Genomic DNA, 18022 nt, shown 5'->3' with positions numbered 1-18022 from the left:
AGGTTGACCAGGTTATTTACTTATGGCGGTTGGCACCTTACCGAAACCCCGGTCAGGGAAACAGCCAATTAACTTATTCAACATATTCCAACCCAATTAACTTAAACTCCTATCTTTGCCGCACCAATTATTTTTCTCAATGGCAAAAACTGATCTTTTTGAAGCTCCTGATTACTATTTAGTAGATGAACTGCTCACTGACGAGCATAAACTGATACGTGCAAGCGTGCGCGACTGGGTAAAAAAAGAAGTAAGTCCAATTATAGAAGACTACGCCCAAAAAGCTGAATTTCCGAAGCAATTATTAAAAGGATTGGCCGAAATAGGCGCCTTCGGGCCGACAGTGCCCGTTGAATATGGCGGCGCCGGGCTGGATTATATATCCTACGGTATCATTATGCAGGAGATCGAGCGCGGCGATTCGGGCATACGGTCAACCGCTTCTGTTCAGGGCTCATTGGTAATGTACCCCATTTATGCTTACGGTTCCGAAGAGCAAAAACACAAATATCTGCCCAAACTTGCCAGCGGCGAGTTAATGGGATGCTTCGGATTAACCGAACCCGACCATGGCTCGAACCCAAGCGGTATGACCACCAATATTAAAGACGCAGGCGATCATTATATCCTGAACGGCGCTAAGATGTGGATATCAAACTCCCCTTTTGCGGATATTGCCGTAGTATGGGCCAAAGATGAGAGCGGAAAGATACGCGGTATGGTGGTTGAACGCGGTATGGAAGGCTTTTCGACGCCGGAAACTCATAACAAGTGGTCGCTGCGTGCATCGGCGACGGGTGAACTGGTTTTCGATAATGTGAAAGTCCCTAAAGAAAATATTTTCCCTAATGTGTCAGGTTTAAAAGGTCCGCTTGGTTGTTTGAACCAGGCACGTTACGGCATAGCCTGGGGGGCTATTGGCGCAGCTATGGACTGCTATGATACCGCACTGCGTTATTCCAAAGAGCGCGTACAGTTCGGTCGTCCTATAGCAGGTTTCCAGTTGCAGCAAAAGAAACTGGCTGAGATGATAACAGAGATAACCAAGGCCCAGTTATTGGTATGGCGTTTAGGCACTTTAAAAAATGAGAACAGGGCGACTCCAGCACAAATTTCTATGGCCAAACGCAATAGCGTCGAAACCGCAATTACGATAGCCCGTGAAGCACGTCAGATGCTTGGCGGGATGGGTATAACTGGCGAATACCCTATAATGAGGCACATGATGAACCTGGAATCAGTGATCACTTACGAAGGCACGCACGATATTCATTTGCTGATAACAGGTATGGATATTACCGGGGAGGACGCATTCAAATAAGTCTCATAAATATTACAAAAAAGAATTTCCCTGCTATAACATCGCCTCGCTAATTATCGTATAAAGCAATGTTTATGGGTTATTCTTGGAAGTTTCAGGCAGGCGTTACGGGTGATATCAAAAAATTAAAATATTCAAAGATATTCCTGTTTCTATTCCTGTCCGTAGTTTTCAGTTCATGCGCCAAAAAAAATACTGATTCAGCAGGGTATACTGCATCTTTCAAGCCGGTATTTGATTCAGTAACTCATTATTACGATCTTAATCAACCAGAAAAGGCCATATCCTATCTCGACTCGAATTTTCCCCTGTTAAACGATCCTTCTGTCAACGACAAGTTCAGGTTCTACGCATTTCATTACGTTTACTGGCAAAAAGCTAAACGTGATTATAAAAAGGCATTGCCGTATGCTGATAGCATGCTTGTTATGGCGCACAAAAGCGTTGTAAAGGAGCAGTATGCCGCCAATTTTGCGGAGGCCAACTATGCGAAGGGTGACACCTACTTCAGCCTCAATCAATACAACGATGCCTATCAATGCTATTTCCAGGGTTACCTGATGGGGAAGAATTATCTTAACCAGGCTTCTGCTGCCGATTATACCTACCGGATGGGAATGATCATGTTTAAGCAGGGGCATTACAAACTTGCCGCCGGGTACTTTAAAGAAAGCTACGCAAAAAGTCTTTTAGTAAAGGATGATCACGGTTTCGTCTGGTTCTATCGCCGCCAGGAACTATTGGATAATATCGGCGAAAGTTACACCCATAGCGGCGACATAGACAGTGCGATAACTTATTTTGATAATGCGCTAAAATATGTGAATGCAAACGATGGAAAATTCAAAGTAAAAAGCCAGTACATTGATATTGCACGGGGCGTTATTTATAACAATAAGGCCCAGGCGTTAATTGCACTTAAAAAATATGATGAAGCGGAACAATTGCTTAAAAAAAGCATAGCAATCAATATTCAAAAGGGTGGTGACAACGGCGACGCCGAATTGGCCCAGCTTAAGCTTGCGCAGATCTATTTAATAAAGGGCGAAAGCGGCCTCCTCAGGTCTTTGCTTTCAGATTTACGCAAACAATTGGATGTTATAAAAAATGACAATGCTGAAGCCGATTGGAACAGGTTAATGGGGAGTTATTATCTTAAAAAGAATGACCTGGCAAAAGCAATAGTTTATACCCAAAATTATAATGCGCTTAAGGACTCGACGATCAAACGGCTTACCCTGTTAAAAGAAAGCGATGTAAATCAGCAATTGGCCAACCTGGAAAAGCAGTACCAGATCGAAAACCTGAATGATAATAATAAGATGCAGAGCATCTACCTCAATGTTGCTATTGTTTGTGCCGTGCTGCTTTTAGCTATCGCGTTCCTGGTATGGAGAAACTGGCGCCAGTCAAAATTCGATGTTGCTGTGGTTATTATGCTTAATAAGCAGATCAACCAGCAAAAGGCCGAGCTTGAAAGGGCCCTCGACGAAGTGAAATTCAGCAGCCGTGAAAAGGACCGCATATTGCGTGCAGTAGCACACGACCTACGCAATCCTCTTGGTGGTATAGCTTCGCTTACCAGCGTAATGGCTGAAGAAAGTGAACACGACAAGGACCTCCAAAGTCAGCTAATTCTTATCAAACAGACGGCTGCAGATACGCTTGAGCTTATTAACGAGATATTGGAAGCTACCAATAATTCTTCTTCCGCGTTAAAAAGGCAGTCGGTTGATGTGAATGCTTTAATAGCCAATAGCGTAGAATTATTGAGGTTTAAGGCCGCTGAAAAGCATCAGCAGATCGTACTTGAAGGTCTTGATCACCCGGTGGAACTTGACATAAACCGCGAAAAGATATGGCGGGTTATCAGCAACCTGATCAGCAACGCCATCAAATTCAGCCCGGTTGACGCTATGATAAAAGTTAAAGCTGTTCAGAAAACTGATAGCGTTATCATTTCTATTAACGACCACGGTATTGGCATTCCCGATAATATGAAAGACAAGGTGTTCAATATGTTTACCGACGCTAAAAGATCGGGCACCATGGGCGAAAAATCCTTCGGTTTAGGCCTTTCTATCAGCAGGCAGATCGTCGAGAAACACCAGGGTGAAATCTGGTTTGAAAGCGAGCCTAAAAAAGGAACGACATTTTATGTCAGCCTGCCGCGTTCGGTGAAGCAAGATGCTGGTCATGATCAATTGCCGGCCGGTAAAGAATTGGCCCGCCACTAACCGTCTGCCAAAAAATCGGCATACCAGTGCCCTGACGCCTTGATAATGCGCTTTTGCGTTTCAAAATCGACATAGATCAACCCGAACCGGGGATGATAACCTTCGGCCCATTCAAAGTTGTCGGTTAGTGTCCATACAAAATAGCCATCTACCCGGCATCCCTCCTCCTTTGCTTTCAGTATCTGCTCCAAATTAGCCTGGATATATCCTGTTCTTTTCAGGTCGTTTACTGCACCGTCAATAACGGTGTCCGGGAAAGCAGCTCCGTTTTCCGTCACGATGATCTTTTTGATCTGCGGATAGGCATTAAACTTTTTAAGGATATGATAAATAGCGGGAGGATATACTTCCCATTTCATGGCCGTTATTTCCACGCCCCGCTTTTCAGCTTTTACTAAACTGGCGTTGACGTAGGGCGTGAAAAATGAGTATTTTACGATCTCACGCGTATAATTTTGTAAACCTATGAAGTCGAAATCAAAGACCATGTTTTGTTCGTCGCCCGGTTTATAGAATTTTTCAAGTCCTTTTAAAACAGGAATATCACCTACCGGATAACCCAAACCCAATATCGGTTCAATAAACAAACGGTTTACCAGCGCATCAGCACGATGCGCAGCAGCTATATTCCTGCTGCTGTCCGAATATGGTTCAATATGCGAACACGAAAAGGTTGAACCGATGATAGCCCCTGGTAATAGCTCGCGCAATTTTTTTGCGCCTGCAACCATGCTCAACACAATATGGTGGATGGCCGGCAAAAAGTTTTTTATACCAGTGCGGCCCGGTGCATGTATGCCAAAAAAATACCCCGCCCCCGAAAATACAGATGGTTCGTTCATCACCATCCAGTACTTTACCCGGTCGCCAAAGTGTTCCGCACAAATCCCGGTATAATCGGTAAACCACTCAACAATATCGCGGTTTGTCCACCCGCCTTTGTCCTCAAGCGCCTGGGGAAGGTCCCAATGATAAATAGTTACCCAGGGTTCAATGCCTTGTTTGATGCAATAGTCTATTACCCGGTTGTAGTAATCTATCCCAGCCTGGTTGGTTTCCCCTGTGCCGCCTGGTAATATGCGTGTCCACGAGATGGAAAAACGGAAATTGGGGATGTTGAGCTTTTTTAGCAGGTCGATATCCGCTTCGTAATTATTATAAAAATCACAGGCTGTTTTTGCGTGATGACCGTTCAGCACCTTCCCCTTTTTAGCCGTAAATGCATCCCATATCGACTCACCCTTGCCATCAGCATCATGTGCGCCTTCGATCTGGAACGCCGCAGTAGACACGCCCCATTTGAAACCGGTACCAAAAAGACTTTTATTAAATTTATCCATAGAGCAGCATCACCTGTGGTTGCTGTAGGCAACCAAAGTATGACAATATGCAAACCCCAAATTGTACAATATAATTGGATAAAAGAAGAGCAGCAAGTAAAGAATTTAGTGAATAAATGATGACCTCATGTTCTTCATGAGCAGCCATTCACGGAAATTCCGGATAAGCTTTGAAAAATTGATGGTGAATCTCATAACACTTACTTTTACGATACAAAGTTGCAATGAGTATATGTAGTTAAGGTAATGATTATATTATGCTTGTGTTAAAAATTATTGCTTAAAAGTTTAATGACCTGGTGAAATATTGCACACAAATGAGATAATATATAACATTTGCAATTTGTTGTTAATTAGTTTTGAGGCATGAAGGAATATTTTACCCGTCTCTTTAATTACGATAAGTATACGAATCTGCTGGTTGCTGAGAACATTGTCAAGGCAGGCAGCCCTAATGATTCAACCCGGTTAATGGCACATTTATTAACTGCACAACAAATATGGCTCGCCAGATGCAATGGGGAGTCTGCCACCGGACGGGTATTATGGCCCGAAGACTGGAAAGCGGACGAATTGGCAAAGGTTGCCGAGGAAAACGGCAAAGCCTGGCTCGATCTTTTAAACACATACACAGCGGCCGACTTTGATAAAACCATCAATTATCAAAACCTGCAGGGAGATAGTTTTGAAAATAAGCTGAGCGACATTTTAGCCCACGTTATCAATCATGGCACTCACCACCGTGCGCAGATAGGCCAGCAACTTAAACTATCTGGAATTGAGAAACTTCCGGTTACCGATTATATATATTACATCCGTACGCATTAGTGTATAACTCGTCAATACTTACCGAATTAGCGATTAAGGCTAAAAAAGGTTAGTTTTGCCCCATAATTTAACCATCCATGAAACATCTTCCCATATTAGCGCTCATCGCTTTATTATTTTTTTCATGTAAAGACAACACCAGGGATGAAAAGGCCCTGCTAAGCGATATTTTAAAGGTGCACGACAAAGTGATGATGAAAGATGAGGCACTGATGAAAAATAAATCGCGCGTTGACAGCCTGTTAAAATTACCGGCGAAGGATACCACCGAAAAAGCCGCCCTGAAATCTATCGGCATGAAACTGACCGCTGCCGATGATACAATGGGAAGCTGGATGAATAAGTTCCAGACGGATATGAGTGGCAAATCGCATGATGAGGTAATTAAATATTATACCGATCAGAAAAAACAGGTAATGGCGGTCGATTCCCTGGTTAATACCGCTATCAGTGACGCGGATAAATACTTTTCAACCCATAAATAAGATGAAAAAGCTGGTTTTAGGATTTTTAGTAGTAATAGTGTGGAGTGCCTGCAAATCAAATTCCGGCAATAAAATGACCCTGCCCATTTTTGGCAGCAGGCGGGCCGTTTCTAAAGTAGTCGACGGCAAAACGGAAGTGGATACTATTTATCAAACCATCCCTAAATTCGGTTTTATAAACCAATATGGCGACAGTATCACCAACAAAAGCCTTGATGGCGACATTTATGTGGCCGACTTTTTCTTTACCACTTGTCCTTCTATCTGTCCCATTATGGCCCGCAATATGCTAAAGGTATATGATACCTATAAAAGCGACGGAAACTTCAAGATCCTGTCACATACGATCGATCCGAAGCACGACAGCGTACCTGTACTTAAGAAATATGCAGATAAATTAGGCGTAAACGGCAATACCTGGTGGTTTGTGCAGGGAAAAAAGGAGGAAACCTACGACATAGCCGAGAAGAACTACCTGGTTGCGGTAAAAAAGGATAGCACCGCTGCGGGTGGTTATGTTCATGCAGGTTATTTTGTGTTGGTGGATAAGCAAAAACGTATTCGCGGCGCTTATGATGGCACAGACCCAAAACAAGTTGATCAGTTGATAGAAGACATTAAAGCGCTCCGGGCTGAACCTGACGAAGTTATTGTACAATGATTTACAGGGTAACCAGCTTTATCGTAGTACTGTTGGGTATACTTCTCGCCTTGTCCTGTGAGAACGATCACACGCTCGAGTTCAAACGATATTATTCCATCGGCGCCGAGGTTTATCAAACCCATTGCCAAAACTGTCATGGTACCAATGGCCAGGGACTATTAGCGCTGGTTCCCCCATTGAACGATTCAACCTATCTTAAAAATAATAAGGCATCCTTAGCCTGCTACGTGCGTTCAGGCTTAAAAGACACAATAGTTGTCAACGGAAAAAACTTTGAAGACGTTATGCCTCCAAACGACATCGCCCCTATGCAAATAGCGCAGGTGCTAACCTACGTTGGTAATTCATTCGGAAACAAGATCGGGACGATCACCGAGGAACAGGTGACAGCTAACTTAGCTGCATGTAAATAAACCGTATCTTCCGGACTTTCCGACTTATGCGGACTTCGGACTAAAAAAACTACCTTTGTATTGCAAATCGTTCTATCGCTCCCGGCTCCTGGCCGGGGGAGGAAAGTCCGGGCAACACAGAGCATCCTGCTTCCTAACGGGAAGGCGCCGTTCAGCCGGCGACAGAAAGTGCCACAGAAAATAAACCGCCGCGACTTGTCGGGGCAAGGGTGAAAACGTGAGGTAAGAGCTCACGGCTTTCCCGGGCGACCGGGATCGCGGTAAACCTCAGGAGTTGAAAGACCAAATAGGTCCCGGATCGGAAGCTGCTCGCTTCTAATTCCGATTTATCGGGATAGTCGGGATGGGTAGGTTGCTTGAACCTGTCAGCGATGGCAGGGCCAGATAAATGATAGAAGTTCACAGAACCCGGCTTATAGCTTTGCTGCTGAAAAAATAACCCTATTCTGCAAAACAGGATGGGGTTGTTTTTTGTATAATTCCAGGTGTTTATTTTTCTATACAATTCTTATAACTTAGCGCGTTAATATTACTACCACCTTTATACTGAAGCATGGCTAAAATTCTAATAATTGATGATGAACGGGCTATTCGCAGCACCCTTCGCGAGATACTGGAATATGAAAATTACGAAGTTGACGATGTAGATAACGGTGTCGATGGTATCTCGATGATCGAAACCGGCGACTACGACCTGGTGCTCTGCGACATCAAAATGAACCGGATGGACGGCATGGAGGTACTGACCGAAGGGCTGGCATTAAAACCCGATCTGCCATTTATAATGATATCCGGCCACGGTACTGTTGAAACGGCGGTTGAGGCCAGTAAGAAAGGCGCGTTCGACTTTATTTCCAAACCACCTGACCTGAACCGTTTGCTCATCACCGTGCGCAACGCCTTAGACCGGGGGAGCCTGGTAAGCGAAGCCAAAGTATTAAAGCGTAAGGTGTCTAAGGTAAGGCCAATTTTAGGCGAGTCTCAGGCCATCATGAAAATAAAGGAAACTATCGACCGGGTCGGCCCTACCGAAGCCCGTGTGTTAGTAACCGGCGCCAACGGCAGTGGCAAGGAACTGGTGGCACGCTGGCTGCACGAAAAGTCGAGCCGCGCCAGTGCCCCCCTGATCGAGGTGAATTGCGCCGCCATTCCTTCCGAATTAATAGAAAGCGAATTATTCGGTCACGAAAAAGGGTCCTTTACTTCGGCAGTAAAGCAGCGGATCGGTAAGTTTGAATCGGCTCATGGCGGCACGCTTTTTCTTGACGAAATTGGCGACATGAGCCACTCGGCGCAGGCCAAAGTACTTCGTGCTTTGCAGGAAAGTAAAATAACCCGTGTAGGCGGTGAAAAAGAAATTGAAGTAGACGTAAGGGTAATAGCGGCAACAAATAAGGACCTGCTAAAAGAAATAGAAGCAGGCAATTTCCGCATGGACCTTTACCACCGTTTAAGCGTTATCCTTATACATGTACCGCCCCTGGTCGATCGTAAAGACGACATACCATTGTTAACGCAGAATTTCCTTGAAGAGATATGTAACGAATATGGCATGCCCACCAAAAAAGTGTCCGACAGTGCGTTGGAGGCCCTTAAAGCTTTACCATGGACAGGTAATATCCGTGAGTTACGGAACATGGTCGAGCGGCTTATCATTTTAAGTGATAAAACTATTACCGAAAACGATGTCAGGTCCTTTGCCAATCCTGCCGGGCCGGTTACGGCGATAAATGGATCGGCGCCCGCTCCACAAACGGATTTTGAACAGTTTGCCAATTTCCAGGAGTACAAGGACTTTGCCGAGCGCGAGTACATCAAATTCAAACTGGAAAAAAACAATTGGAACGTATCAAAAACAGCCGATGATATTGACATACAGCGGAGCCACTTGTACAGTAAAATAGAGAAATACGGTTTAAAGCGCGGCGAATAGGTTATTTCAGCGCTTCAATAAAGCTATTCTTAAAGACTCTTCCAACGGGCAATTTGATATTGCCCGTTATTTTTACTTCTGTTTTGCTGTAGGATATGATACTTTTAATAGCGACGATATAGCTTTTGTGTATCCGGACAAACCCCTTTTCAGGTAAACTTTGTTCAAGGTCCTTAATGGCTGCTAAGGTGATAAAGGTTTTATCGGGTGTATATATTTTTACATACTCGCCCAAACCTTCGATATACTGAATGGAATTAAAAGGAACCTTGCTAAGCTTATAGTCCGATTTAATGAGGAGATGGCCATCATTTTCTTCCTCCTCTCCTTCTTTTCGTAAAGCGATATATTCGGCAGCCCGGTTAACCGCCTTTTCAAATCGTTCAAATTCAATTGGTTTTACCAGATAGTCCAGCATTTCGAGATCGAATGCCTTTACAGCGAAATGCTGGTACGCAGTGGTCAGTATAACTATGGGCGGTCGCTCCAGCCCGGCCAATACTTCAAAACCATTCAGTTTTGGCATCTCAATATCGAGGAAAAGAATATCGGTTTTATTTTTCTGAAGCCATTCCAAAGCTTCCCCGGGCTTTTTAAAGGTCTGCTCAACCGACAACGTTTCCACCTGCGCACAGTATACCTTTAGCACCTCAATGGCCAGGTATTCGTCATCAATTATCACGCAGTTCAGCTTCATGGCAACGGGATAGTTAAGTGAAGGATAAATATCTTGGTAGCATCGGATATGTTGAACTCGTAGGCCCCCGGGTAAGCCATATCAAGCCGTTTACGGATATTGCTCAAACCTATTCCCCCTGGTTGGTCGGGGGCGTTCTTTGTATCAATATTATTTTCGCAGCTTATAAAAAGTTTCCCGTTCACTTCACGAACATACAGGTTAACGTACGAACTCTCATTTATCCCCAACCCTGAGTACTTAAAGGCATTTTCAAGTATCGGTATTAAAAGCATAGGCTCCATCAATTTATCCTTCTGTTCCACATCAAGCGTAATGCTTAACCGGAGTGGGGTATCGTAACGCAATTGGAAAAGTTCCGCATAAAGCTGTAGCGCATTTTCCTCCTGCCGGTAAGTAACCTGCTTGTCGCATTCGTAAAGCAAATAGCGCAGCAATCCCGATAGCTTAAGTAAAAATTTCGGTGCCTTATCCGATTTTACCAGCGTAAGTGAATAAATATTGTTGATGGTGTTGAACAGGAAATGCGGTGACATCTGCGATTTTAGAAAGCGTAACTCGCTCTCGAGGTGCATGCTTTTCATCGCTTCCATTTTCTGACGGTGGGCCAGGCTGCTGGCCGCCAGCCGCACAAGACACGCAAATGCCCCCACTGCTATTTCGGAGAAAACTATCAGGCCAAAGCCTACCCCATTCCTGTGCTTTAGATTGACGGCAAAAACGTGAACATTGGCAAAATGCTGTTCGATCAATATCCGTATCGGGGTAAGAATCATAAACAGCAGCACAAATGCTATTACTGTCGAGGCATACTTCTTTGCCTCAAAATACCGTGGCACCACAAAGCTGTAACAGGCATAGAACGTGATCACATGACACCCGAAAACCAGTATTATCCTTTCCAATGCTTCGGGTACGTCGGACGTGTTGGAGGCTGATACGTAGAGCACAATACTGAACAACACCGCCCAAAAGGCTATCTGCAGGGCGACGGAAAATTGCTTGAACGAATTTGGCATACTTAGCTTAACGATCCAAAAGTAAGATAAAACAAATCAATTGATTTACAGCAAAGTGGTAGTTGATTGAGACTTTTCAGCAGTTGATTGAATACTCCTGAAGGCGATGAAACTTCTGCCTTTATTTGCCGTCAACAGTGATAAATAACAAAATTATTATGACACATCAACATCCCATTTGGATAGCCTACCTGGTAACTGCACTGCGGTACTTTATATTCGCAGGACTAACTTACATGGTGTTCTATATCTGGAAGAAACAAAAGTTCGGCAGATATAAGATACAACCGGCAGAACCTAAGAAGAGCGCCGTTAGCACCGAATTGAAATATTCCATTTCCACCATTTTTATTTTTGCTACAGTTACTTTATTGGTTCTGCGCTCGCCACTGAATGAATACACCAGGATCTATAAGAATTTTAGCGACCATTCTGCCTGGTATTTTATTTTCAGTGTGTTTGCAGCAATATTTATTCACGATACTTATTTCTACTGGACACACAGGCTGATGCACTGGAAATATATTTTCCCCTATGTGCATCATATCCATCATAAAAGCCATAATCCTACCCCTCTTGCGGCATTTTCATTTCATCCTATCGAAGCATTGGTCGAGATAGGGGTATTGCCCCTTATCGTATTAGTAATGCCCATACACCCTATCGCTTTGGGAATATTTGGCACCTACATGATCGTGCTAAATGTGATAGGCCATTTGGGGTACGAACTGATGCCTGAGAGTTTTATGCAACAACCCGTTTTGAGGCTGATGAATACATCCACCCATCATAATATGCATCATCATTACAGCAAATGTAATTACGGTCTCTATTTCAGCGTGTGGGACAGGCTGATGGGGACGCTGCATAAGCAATACGAAACCCAATTTAAAAACATAGCCCAAAGGGCCCGAAGAGCTAATCAACAACAAGTAAATAAACAATTAAACATCATCGATTCTTAAAAACATGAAAACAAATTTAAATCCCTTCCGTACCGGTATCCTGATGGCAGCAATGCTGCTATGTACCATTTCCTGCAAAAAAGACAGCACCAGCAGTCAAACAGCAGACGAACAAACCACCGTCGATCTGGCATCCTCTTCAACCGGCGCCGAAAGCCTTTATGACGACGCTTTTGATGTTGTTGTTCAAAGCAGTGAGGAGAGTGGCATAAGCACAAGCTCTACAACTGGTTTAACGACCAATTCAACACAATCAGTTAACGCATATACAGCGGTTTCGGCCTGTGCTGTAGTTACTTTATCGCCGCAGGACCCCAGCGTGTTCCCCAAAACCATGACCATTGATTATGGCACAGGCTGCACCTCGGTTAATGGCGTTACACGTAAAGGAAAACTGACCGTTAACCTGTTGGGCAAAGTACGCACGCCCGGAAGCGTTATATCGGTTACATTTGATAATTACTCGGTGAACGGCTACACGCTTACCGGTACTTATGCCTTAACCCCGGTGGTTGCCGGCGGTGGTGGCATTAATTACAACATTGCAATAACCAATGGCAGCATTACCTTGCCTACAGGGGTAGTTTACACCTATAGCGCAACCGAGACATTTACACAAACAGGCGGCATTGGCACTTCAACGGTTACCGATGATACTTACAGTATTACAGGCAGCTTTAGTTACGGTGGCAACGGTAACAGCATTACCGGGACAGTTACCACCCCGCTGATCCGGACGGCTGATTGTAAGAACATCACCATGGGTACCATAGCTTTTACTTATAAGAATATCAATGGTACTCTTGATTTTGGTACAGGTGATTGCGACAACACAGCTACTTTAAAAGTGGCGGGTAAAACCAGCACCGTGACATTGCCCCGGTAATTATAACTATAAATGCGGCCGGTGATTCAACCGGCCGTTTATTCAAAACATCATGAAAAAGTTCCTTATTTTAATTATCATAGCATTTGCAGTGAACTATGCGCATGCTCAAAAGCTTAACCAGGATACCCTTGCCAAATACAGCAGGAAAACAGAGCAGTTAAAGGTATTCAGCAGGATAGCTGCCGACATACATCTTAACGCAGCACAAAGCACAAAATTTAACGAGGTAAGTGTGGTTTACGCTGATAAGGCGATATCCATAGTGAAAAACACTAAGGCATCACGCTGTGATAAAATGGAAATGCTGAAGAAAACTTTGCAGGAATATTCTGCAAAGATAAATCAGGTGATAACGCCTGAACAATTTGCCATGCTGAAGGGCGAACGTGAGAAATACCATTTCGGCAGAAGGTTTGTCACCTTTAACGACTGAAGCAGCGGTCCTGCATCTACCTATTTTAAGCAGGAATTTTAAGTGGTTACTACATAAAATTCCTGCCTTTATGAAATACTTTATTTACCGGGTTCTCACCCGCTGGAATGGTATTACGCTCATTGGGTACCGGGGCCGTAGTTTCATCGCCCCTGGCCAGGGTAAGTATGGGTGCATCCTTGAATTCAGGGGTCAGTTTTTGTAATAAACCCGACAGGTTAAAACATTTATTGACGACCACGTGGATGACCTTACCTTCTATCTGCACCTTCCCTTCAACCATCAGTAAGCGGGTTTGTAATATCTCTTTGCGGTACTGATCGAACTTATCCGCCCAAACAACAAGGTTAGCAAAACCGGTCTCGTCTTCAATAGTAATGAATAAAACACCTTTAGCGGTCCCGGGGCGCTGCCGCACAGTAACCAGCCCCGCTACTTTAACCTGGTCGCCGTTCTTTAATTCAGTTAGCTTACAGGTTTCCAAAATATGCAGCATCTGTAGTTTTTCACGTACAAAACTTACCGGGTGTGCCTTCAATGATAAGCCTGTCGAGGCATAGTCATGCACCACATGTTCAGCTTGCGACATAAATGGTAAACTGATCTGCCCTTCAAAAGTGCTTTCGGATGGTTGCCCGTTAAATAAACCGATAGGCTTATCACTTAATGCAGGTACTTCCCATAAAGCTTCGCGGCGATCGAGCCGGATGGAACGAAAAGCATCAGCGTCGGCCAGCTTTTCTATGGCCGCTTGTGGCACGCCGGTATCGCTTAACCGGTTAATACTGTTGTAACCTTCTCCCCTTGCATCAACCAGTAATTGCATATCCTCTTCGCTCAGTCCCTTTACCTGCCTGAATCCTAACCGTACCGCGCAATATTTGCCGTCTTTTTCTTCCAGCGTATTATCCCACAGCGAATAATTTACGTCTACAGGCCGCATCACAACGCCATGTTTTTGTGCGTCGATGACGATCTGTGCCGGCTGGTAAAAGCCCATCGGCTGACTATTGAGTAAAGCGGCAGCAAATACATCAGGGTAATGGTACTTGAGCCAGCATGAAATATAAACCAGGTAGGCAAAGCTAATAGCATGGCTTTCGGGGAATCCATAACTGCCAAAGCCTTCCAGTTGTTTAAAAACCCGGCTGGCAAATTCTTCAGCATAGCCATTATCTACCATGCCCTTCACCAGTTTATCCCTATGCCGGCTAACCTCGCCCTTGGCTTTAAAAGTTGCCATGTTGCGGCGCAATACATCCGCTTCGGCAGGCGTATACCCCGCGGCTTCTATAGCTATCTGCATTGCCTGTTCCTGGAAAAGCGGGACCCCTTTGGTTCTTTCCAATATTTCCTGTATAGCCTTTGATGGATATTCGATAGGATCGATGCCATCGCGCCTGCGCAAATATGGATGCACCATATCGCCTTGTATAGGACCGGGCCGTACAATGGCCACTTCTATCGCCAGGTCATAAAAATTCCGGGGTTTTAAACGCGGGAGCATGGACATTTGCGCCCGGCTTTCTATCTGGAATACGCCTAATGTATCAGCTTCGCAGATCATATCATAAACCTTCTTATCGTCATGCGGTACATTAGCCAGTGTCAGATGGAGCCCGTAATGCTGTTTTGCCAGGTCAAAGGCTTTACGGATACAGGTAAGCATACCCAGGCCAAGCACATCTACCTTTAAAATACCCAGGTCCTCCAGGTCGTCCTTGTTCCATTCCAGTTGGGTACGGTTTTCCATCCGCGCATTCATTACCGGGCAAATGTCTGAAAGCTTACAGCGCATGATAACGAATCCGCCGGTGTGCTGTCCCAACTGCCTGGGGAAACCCATTAGTTGTTGTGTTAATTCAAGTACCTTATACAAATAGGGCTCATCCGGATTTAGTCCTTGTTCGATGATGCGCTGACGATCAAAGGCCTCCTCCGAAAAACTCCATATTGCACCGGCCAGCCGTTTAATGGTATCTTCTGATAAACCCATTGCCTTTCCAACATCACGAATGGCGCCTTTATGCCTCTCCTGGGTTACAGTGGCCACAATGCCCGCATATTCGCGTCCATAGGTCTCATATATCCATTGAATGATCTCTTCGCGGCGTTCATGCTCAAAATCCACGTCCACATCGGGCCATTCGTCCCTCGCGTCAGACATAAACCGGGAGAAAAGCATTTTTTGTTCAGTTGGGTCGACCGGTGTAATGCCCAGGCAAAAACAAACCGCACAATTGGCTGCCGAACCGCGCCCCTGGTGTAGGATGCCCAGCTCTTCCGCTTTTTGCGTGTATTCATATATCCGCAAAAAATAAGGCGCCAGTTTACGCCGCTTAAAAAAGTCCAGTTCAAATTGTATCTGGTCGAAATGCTGCGGTTTCATCCTGTCGCCCATCCTTTTTTTGGCGCCGGCCCAGGTATGTTCCGCAAGATGCTCGTCGGCAGTCCGGCCATCCGGGCTTTTCCATTCAGGTTCAAGGTACTTTAACTCATCGAGCGAAAAATTGCAGGCGCCGGTTATTTCCTCAATTCGTTCAATGGCATCAGGATAATCCCTGAAAAGCCGCTCCATTTCATCAATCGATTTCAGGTGCCGCTCGGCATTGGGATGAAGTTTGAATCCTGCATTATGGATGGTGCATTTTTCGCGGACACAGGTTACAACATCCTGCAGCCGGCGCCTTTCGGCTAAGTGGTAATAAACGTTATTGGTAGCCACCATAGGCACCTTTAATTGTGCAATGCGATAGAGCCATTTGGCATCGTCACCCGCATAGGCACGGCAGGCAGCTATGTAAAGCTCACTCCCGAACACCTTACGATATTCATTAACATCTTTTTTGAAATCATCGTCAAAATCAAAGCGGGAATTGAGCGATGATGGCGGCACCATTATAAATTTGATACCTTCAGCATGTTCAAAAACATCCTGTTTATACAGGTGGCACTCCCCTTTTTCGGCCCGCAGGTTACCTTTGGAGAGTAAGGCGCACAAACGCCCCCAGGCAGTGATGTTGGTAGGGTAAGCCAGTAACGACGTACCGTCGAGCAGGTCAAGGCGGCAGGCCGGTATAAATTGAATTTTCTCTTTCTCATCCTGCGAATCGTTTGCGGCCTTTGCAACTTTAAACGCACGTACTACACCGGCTACGGTATTTCTATCAGTTATGGCAATAGCTTTATACCCCAGCCTGATGGCTTCCCGCACCAATTCTTCGGGATGCGATCCGCCACGCAGAAAGCTAAAATTACTGGTTACCTGTAATTCTGAATATTTCATAGCATTCAGGCAAAAAATCCATGTAAAAACCATTGCCGGTTTTTATCATTATCGTAATGTCCCAACCTGAACAGCCAGTAACGCTGCCCCTGGTTGTCCTCTACATAATAATAATCGCGATGCTCACCTTCTTCTATCCACCACTCGTGCTCAATGCGTTCGGGGCCATCTGATTTTATAACATTGTGCTTTTGCCCTTTATATATAAAAAACTTAGGCGGATAATCCGGCGTTTTTACCATCACTTCAATAGGCTCCGGTCGGGGAAGTATCAATGATGGGCGTGGTTGTGCCGTACGCCATACCGTGGTTGGTTTTTCTGTTAACGATGTTGCTATTTTGATCGATCTTTCGGGCCAGTGATGTTCCTGCGGCAGATAACGTTTTATTGCGGCAGCACCTATTTTATTGCTCAGTTTGTCCAGCAGCTCTGCCAAACGGTTATCTTCCAGGCTGCACTCGTTACCTCCCCATAAGGCTTCCTGTCCGGGTTCAACTTCCTCCACTTTTGGTGCATCAAGCGTGAATAATTCGATGCCCAGCCCCGGCTCAATGGTTGGTATTTTAAGTTCGAATAGTTTGAATAAATGATTGGTGTAATGTGATGGCAAACCTGTTCCGATGCTTACCTGCAATACCTGACCGTCGACCCGGTAACATTTTAAAATGGCTGTTCGCAGACCCATGCCATCTTTTTGCAGCCGATGGCAAAGTAGCTCCAGTAACTGCCTGATGGCTATTTCGATACCCGTGACGGTACGGATGGGTTCAAGGCAGGGTAAGCGTTCGTGGTATGGTATCACAGGCTCCAATAACTCCAGGTGTTCATCCTCCATGCCCAGTGCCTGGTTAAGCCTGAGCAATAGCTCCGGCCCGAAGCGGCGGCGTAATACGGAACGGCCTATACCCATAAAGCCCTGTATGCTATAGAACCCCAGTTTGGTAAGGCGCTCAATGACGATGTCGTCCAGGCGCAATGCCGCCGGCGGTAACGTTAATAATGCTTCCGTTTGTTTGCCGGGCTCCACTATCGGGTCTTTCTTTGCGAAACGGGCCACGGCCCAGGCTGCACCTGCGGTATCGGCCATTGCCCCGCGTGCATCATAACCTTTGCTGCGCAGTACCCGGATAATATTCCCCAGGTAGGCCCTTTCGCCGCCCCACAAATGCGGGCAGCCCGATACATCCAGTATCAACCCATCGGGAAGGTCAATTGCTACCAGGGGGGTATATCGGATACACCATTCGCCCAAAGCCTTCAACAATTTAGCATTCTGGCCCGGCAAATGATCTATTACTTTTAATGACGGCACAATAGCTTTGGCATCGGCGGCAGCCATACCCGCAGTAATGCCTTGCTTTTCGGCCAGGTAATTGGCGGCTACAACCAGTATACGCCCGCCCGAAGGCTCGACAATAATAAAAGGGACAGTCTTTAGTTCGGGCCGGCGGAGGGTGAACCAGTCCGCCAGTAAATGACGAAACCATATGGAAACAAAGCGCTTTTGCATA

Annotated in this window: 15 protein-coding genes and 1 other RNA gene; 11 read left to right on the top strand and 5 right to left on the bottom strand. The window is 45.3% G+C overall.

The genetic code is table 11. From position 1 onward, the window contains the following. Nucleotides 1-139 precede the first annotated feature (139 nt). Together FRZ54_RS17005 and FRZ54_RS17000 are read left to right on the top strand one after the other, a co-directional pair. A complete protein-coding gene (locus tag FRZ54_RS17005) occupies nt 140-1321 on the top strand; it encodes an acyl-CoA dehydrogenase family protein (RefSeq protein ID WP_147032797.1) in 1182 nt (393 codons plus the stop codon). A gap of 74 nt (nt 1322-1395) precedes the next feature. Further along, entirely contained in the window at nt 1396-3558 is a 2163-nt protein-coding gene (locus FRZ54_RS17000) for a tetratricopeptide repeat-containing sensor histidine kinase (protein ID WP_187359648.1), read from the top strand. Here the strand turns inward: FRZ54_RS17000 and FRZ54_RS16995 are convergent. Next, the gene (locus FRZ54_RS16995) at nt 3555-4898 is read right to left on the bottom strand and encodes a GH1 family beta-glucosidase (protein WP_147032794.1); all 1344 of its coding nucleotides are present in this window, start codon (nt 4896-4898) and stop codon (nt 3555-3557) included. The genes FRZ54_RS17000 and FRZ54_RS16995 overlap by 4 nt on opposite strands. Nucleotides 4899-5264: 366 nt before the next feature. On the opposite strand from FRZ54_RS16995, the gene FRZ54_RS16990 reads away from it, so the two are divergent. The 6 genes from FRZ54_RS16990 (at nt 5265) to FRZ54_RS16965 (ending at nt 9221) form a co-directional block, all read left to right on the top strand. Beyond that, nucleotides 5265-5726, top strand: coding sequence for a DinB family protein (locus tag FRZ54_RS16990; protein WP_147032792.1), 462 nt, complete (start codon nt 5265-5267; stop codon nt 5724-5726). 77 nt (nt 5727-5803) lie between these two features. Next, a complete protein-coding gene (locus tag FRZ54_RS16985; protein ID WP_147032791.1) occupies nt 5804-6211 on the top strand; it encodes a hypothetical protein in 408 nt (135 codons plus the stop codon). 1 nt (nt 6212) lies between these two features. Then, a complete protein-coding gene (locus FRZ54_RS16980; protein WP_147032789.1) occupies nt 6213-6872 on the top strand; it encodes an SCO family protein in 660 nt (219 codons plus the stop codon). Further along, nucleotides 6869-7288 carry a c-type cytochrome gene (locus FRZ54_RS16975; RefSeq protein ID WP_147032788.1) on the top strand — a complete coding sequence of 140 codons (420 nt, stop codon included), beginning with the start codon at nt 6869-6871 and terminating at the stop codon, nt 7286-7288. The genes FRZ54_RS16980 and FRZ54_RS16975 overlap by 4 nt, the downstream gene beginning before the upstream one ends. A gap of 59 nt (nt 7289-7347) precedes the next feature. Beyond that, nucleotides 7348-7720, top strand: an RNA gene (rnpB, locus tag FRZ54_RS16970) — RNase P RNA component class A. A gap of 121 nt (nt 7721-7841) precedes the next feature. Beyond that, complete coding sequence (locus FRZ54_RS16965) at nt 7842-9221, top strand: sigma-54-dependent transcriptional regulator (RefSeq protein ID WP_147032786.1); 1380 nt, start codon at nt 7842-7844, stop codon at nt 9219-9221. Nucleotide 9222: 1 nt separating this feature from the next. Here the strand turns inward: FRZ54_RS16965 and FRZ54_RS16960 are convergent, their stop codons facing one another. Continuing rightward, complete coding sequence (locus FRZ54_RS16960) at nt 9223-9918, bottom strand: LytR/AlgR family response regulator transcription factor (RefSeq protein ID WP_147032785.1); 696 nt, start codon at nt 9916-9918, stop codon at nt 9223-9225. Further along, a complete protein-coding gene (locus FRZ54_RS16955) occupies nt 9915-10937 on the bottom strand; it encodes a sensor histidine kinase (protein WP_147032783.1) in 1023 nt (340 codons plus the stop codon). The genes FRZ54_RS16960 and FRZ54_RS16955 overlap by 4 nt, the downstream gene beginning before the upstream one ends. Nucleotides 10938-11095: 158 nt before the next feature. On the opposite strand from FRZ54_RS16955, the gene FRZ54_RS16950 reads away from it, so the two are divergent. From FRZ54_RS16950 to FRZ54_RS16940, 3 genes are read left to right on the top strand one after another with little or no spacing between them, the layout of a single operon-like run. Then, a complete protein-coding gene (locus FRZ54_RS16950; protein ID WP_147032781.1) occupies nt 11096-11902 on the top strand; it encodes a sterol desaturase family protein in 807 nt (268 codons plus the stop codon). A gap of 4 nt (nt 11903-11906) precedes the next feature. Continuing rightward, nucleotides 11907-12788, top strand: a complete 882-nt coding sequence (locus FRZ54_RS16945) for a hypothetical protein (protein WP_147032780.1) — start codon at nt 11907-11909, stop codon at nt 12786-12788. Between the two features lie 52 nt (nt 12789-12840). Then, nucleotides 12841-13224 carry a hypothetical protein gene (locus tag FRZ54_RS16940; protein WP_147032779.1) on the top strand — a complete coding sequence of 128 codons (384 nt, stop codon included), beginning with the start codon at nt 12841-12843 and terminating at the stop codon, nt 13222-13224. 49 nt (nt 13225-13273) lie between these two features. On the opposite strand, the gene FRZ54_RS16935 is transcribed toward FRZ54_RS16940, so the two are convergent. Both FRZ54_RS16935 and FRZ54_RS16930 read right to left on the bottom strand, forming a co-directional pair. Then, the gene (locus tag FRZ54_RS16935; RefSeq protein ID WP_147032777.1) at nt 13274-16510 is read right to left on the bottom strand and encodes an error-prone DNA polymerase; all 3237 of its coding nucleotides are present in this window, start codon (nt 16508-16510) and stop codon (nt 13274-13276) included. Nucleotides 16511-16515: 5 nt separating this feature from the next. Beyond that, nucleotides 16516-18021 carry a Y-family DNA polymerase gene (locus FRZ54_RS16930; RefSeq protein ID WP_147032775.1) on the bottom strand — a complete coding sequence of 502 codons (1506 nt, stop codon included), beginning with the start codon at nt 18019-18021 and terminating at the stop codon, nt 16516-16518. Nucleotide 18022: the final 1 nt, after the last annotated feature.

The organism is Mucilaginibacter ginsenosidivorans, from assembly GCF_007971025.1.
Lineage (GTDB): Bacteria > Bacteroidota > Bacteroidia > Sphingobacteriales > Sphingobacteriaceae > Mucilaginibacter > Mucilaginibacter ginsenosidivorans.
This window is presented reverse-complemented; position numbering and strand designations above follow the sequence as displayed.

Excerpts from the sequence above, each read along its gene's own strand:
- FRZ54_RS16980 (WP_147032789.1), top strand. The coding sequence starts at position 6,213 with ATGAAAAAGCTGGTTTTAGGATTTTTAGTAGTAATAGTGTGGAGTGCC.
- FRZ54_RS16965 (WP_147032786.1), top strand. The coding sequence starts at position 7,842 with ATGGCTAAAATTCTAATAATTGATGATGAACGGGCTATTCGCAGCACC.
- FRZ54_RS16995 (WP_147032794.1), bottom strand. The coding sequence starts at position 4,898 with ATGGATAAATTTAATAAAAGTCTTTTTGGTACCGGTTTCAAATGGGGC.
- FRZ54_RS16935 (WP_147032777.1), bottom strand. The coding sequence starts at position 16,510 with ATGAAATATTCAGAATTACAGGTAACCAGTAATTTTAGCTTTCTGCGT.
- FRZ54_RS16990 (WP_147032792.1), top strand. The coding sequence starts at position 5,265 with ATGAAGGAATATTTTACCCGTCTCTTTAATTACGATAAGTATACGAAT.
- FRZ54_RS16985 (WP_147032791.1), top strand. The coding sequence starts at position 5,804 with ATGAAACATCTTCCCATATTAGCGCTCATCGCTTTATTATTTTTTTCA.
- FRZ54_RS16975 (WP_147032788.1), top strand. The coding sequence starts at position 6,869 with ATGATTTACAGGGTAACCAGCTTTATCGTAGTACTGTTGGGTATACTT.
- FRZ54_RS16940 (WP_147032779.1), top strand. The coding sequence starts at position 12,841 with ATGAAAAAGTTCCTTATTTTAATTATCATAGCATTTGCAGTGAACTAT.
- FRZ54_RS16945 (WP_147032780.1), top strand. The coding sequence starts at position 11,907 with ATGAAAACAAATTTAAATCCCTTCCGTACCGGTATCCTGATGGCAGCA.
- FRZ54_RS16930 (WP_147032775.1), bottom strand. The coding sequence starts at position 18,021 with ATGCAAAAGCGCTTTGTTTCCATATGGTTTCGTCATTTACTGGCGGAC.
- FRZ54_RS17000 (WP_187359648.1), top strand. The coding sequence starts at position 1,396 with ATGGGTTATTCTTGGAAGTTTCAGGCAGGCGTTACGGGTGATATCAAA.
- FRZ54_RS16960 (WP_147032785.1), bottom strand. The coding sequence starts at position 9,918 with ATGAAGCTGAACTGCGTGATAATTGATGACGAATACCTGGCCATTGAG.
- FRZ54_RS17005 (WP_147032797.1), top strand. The coding sequence starts at position 140 with ATGGCAAAAACTGATCTTTTTGAAGCTCCTGATTACTATTTAGTAGAT.
- FRZ54_RS16955 (WP_147032783.1), bottom strand. The coding sequence starts at position 10,937 with ATGCCAAATTCGTTCAAGCAATTTTCCGTCGCCCTGCAGATAGCCTTT.
- FRZ54_RS16950 (WP_147032781.1), top strand. The coding sequence starts at position 11,096 with ATGACACATCAACATCCCATTTGGATAGCCTACCTGGTAACTGCACTG.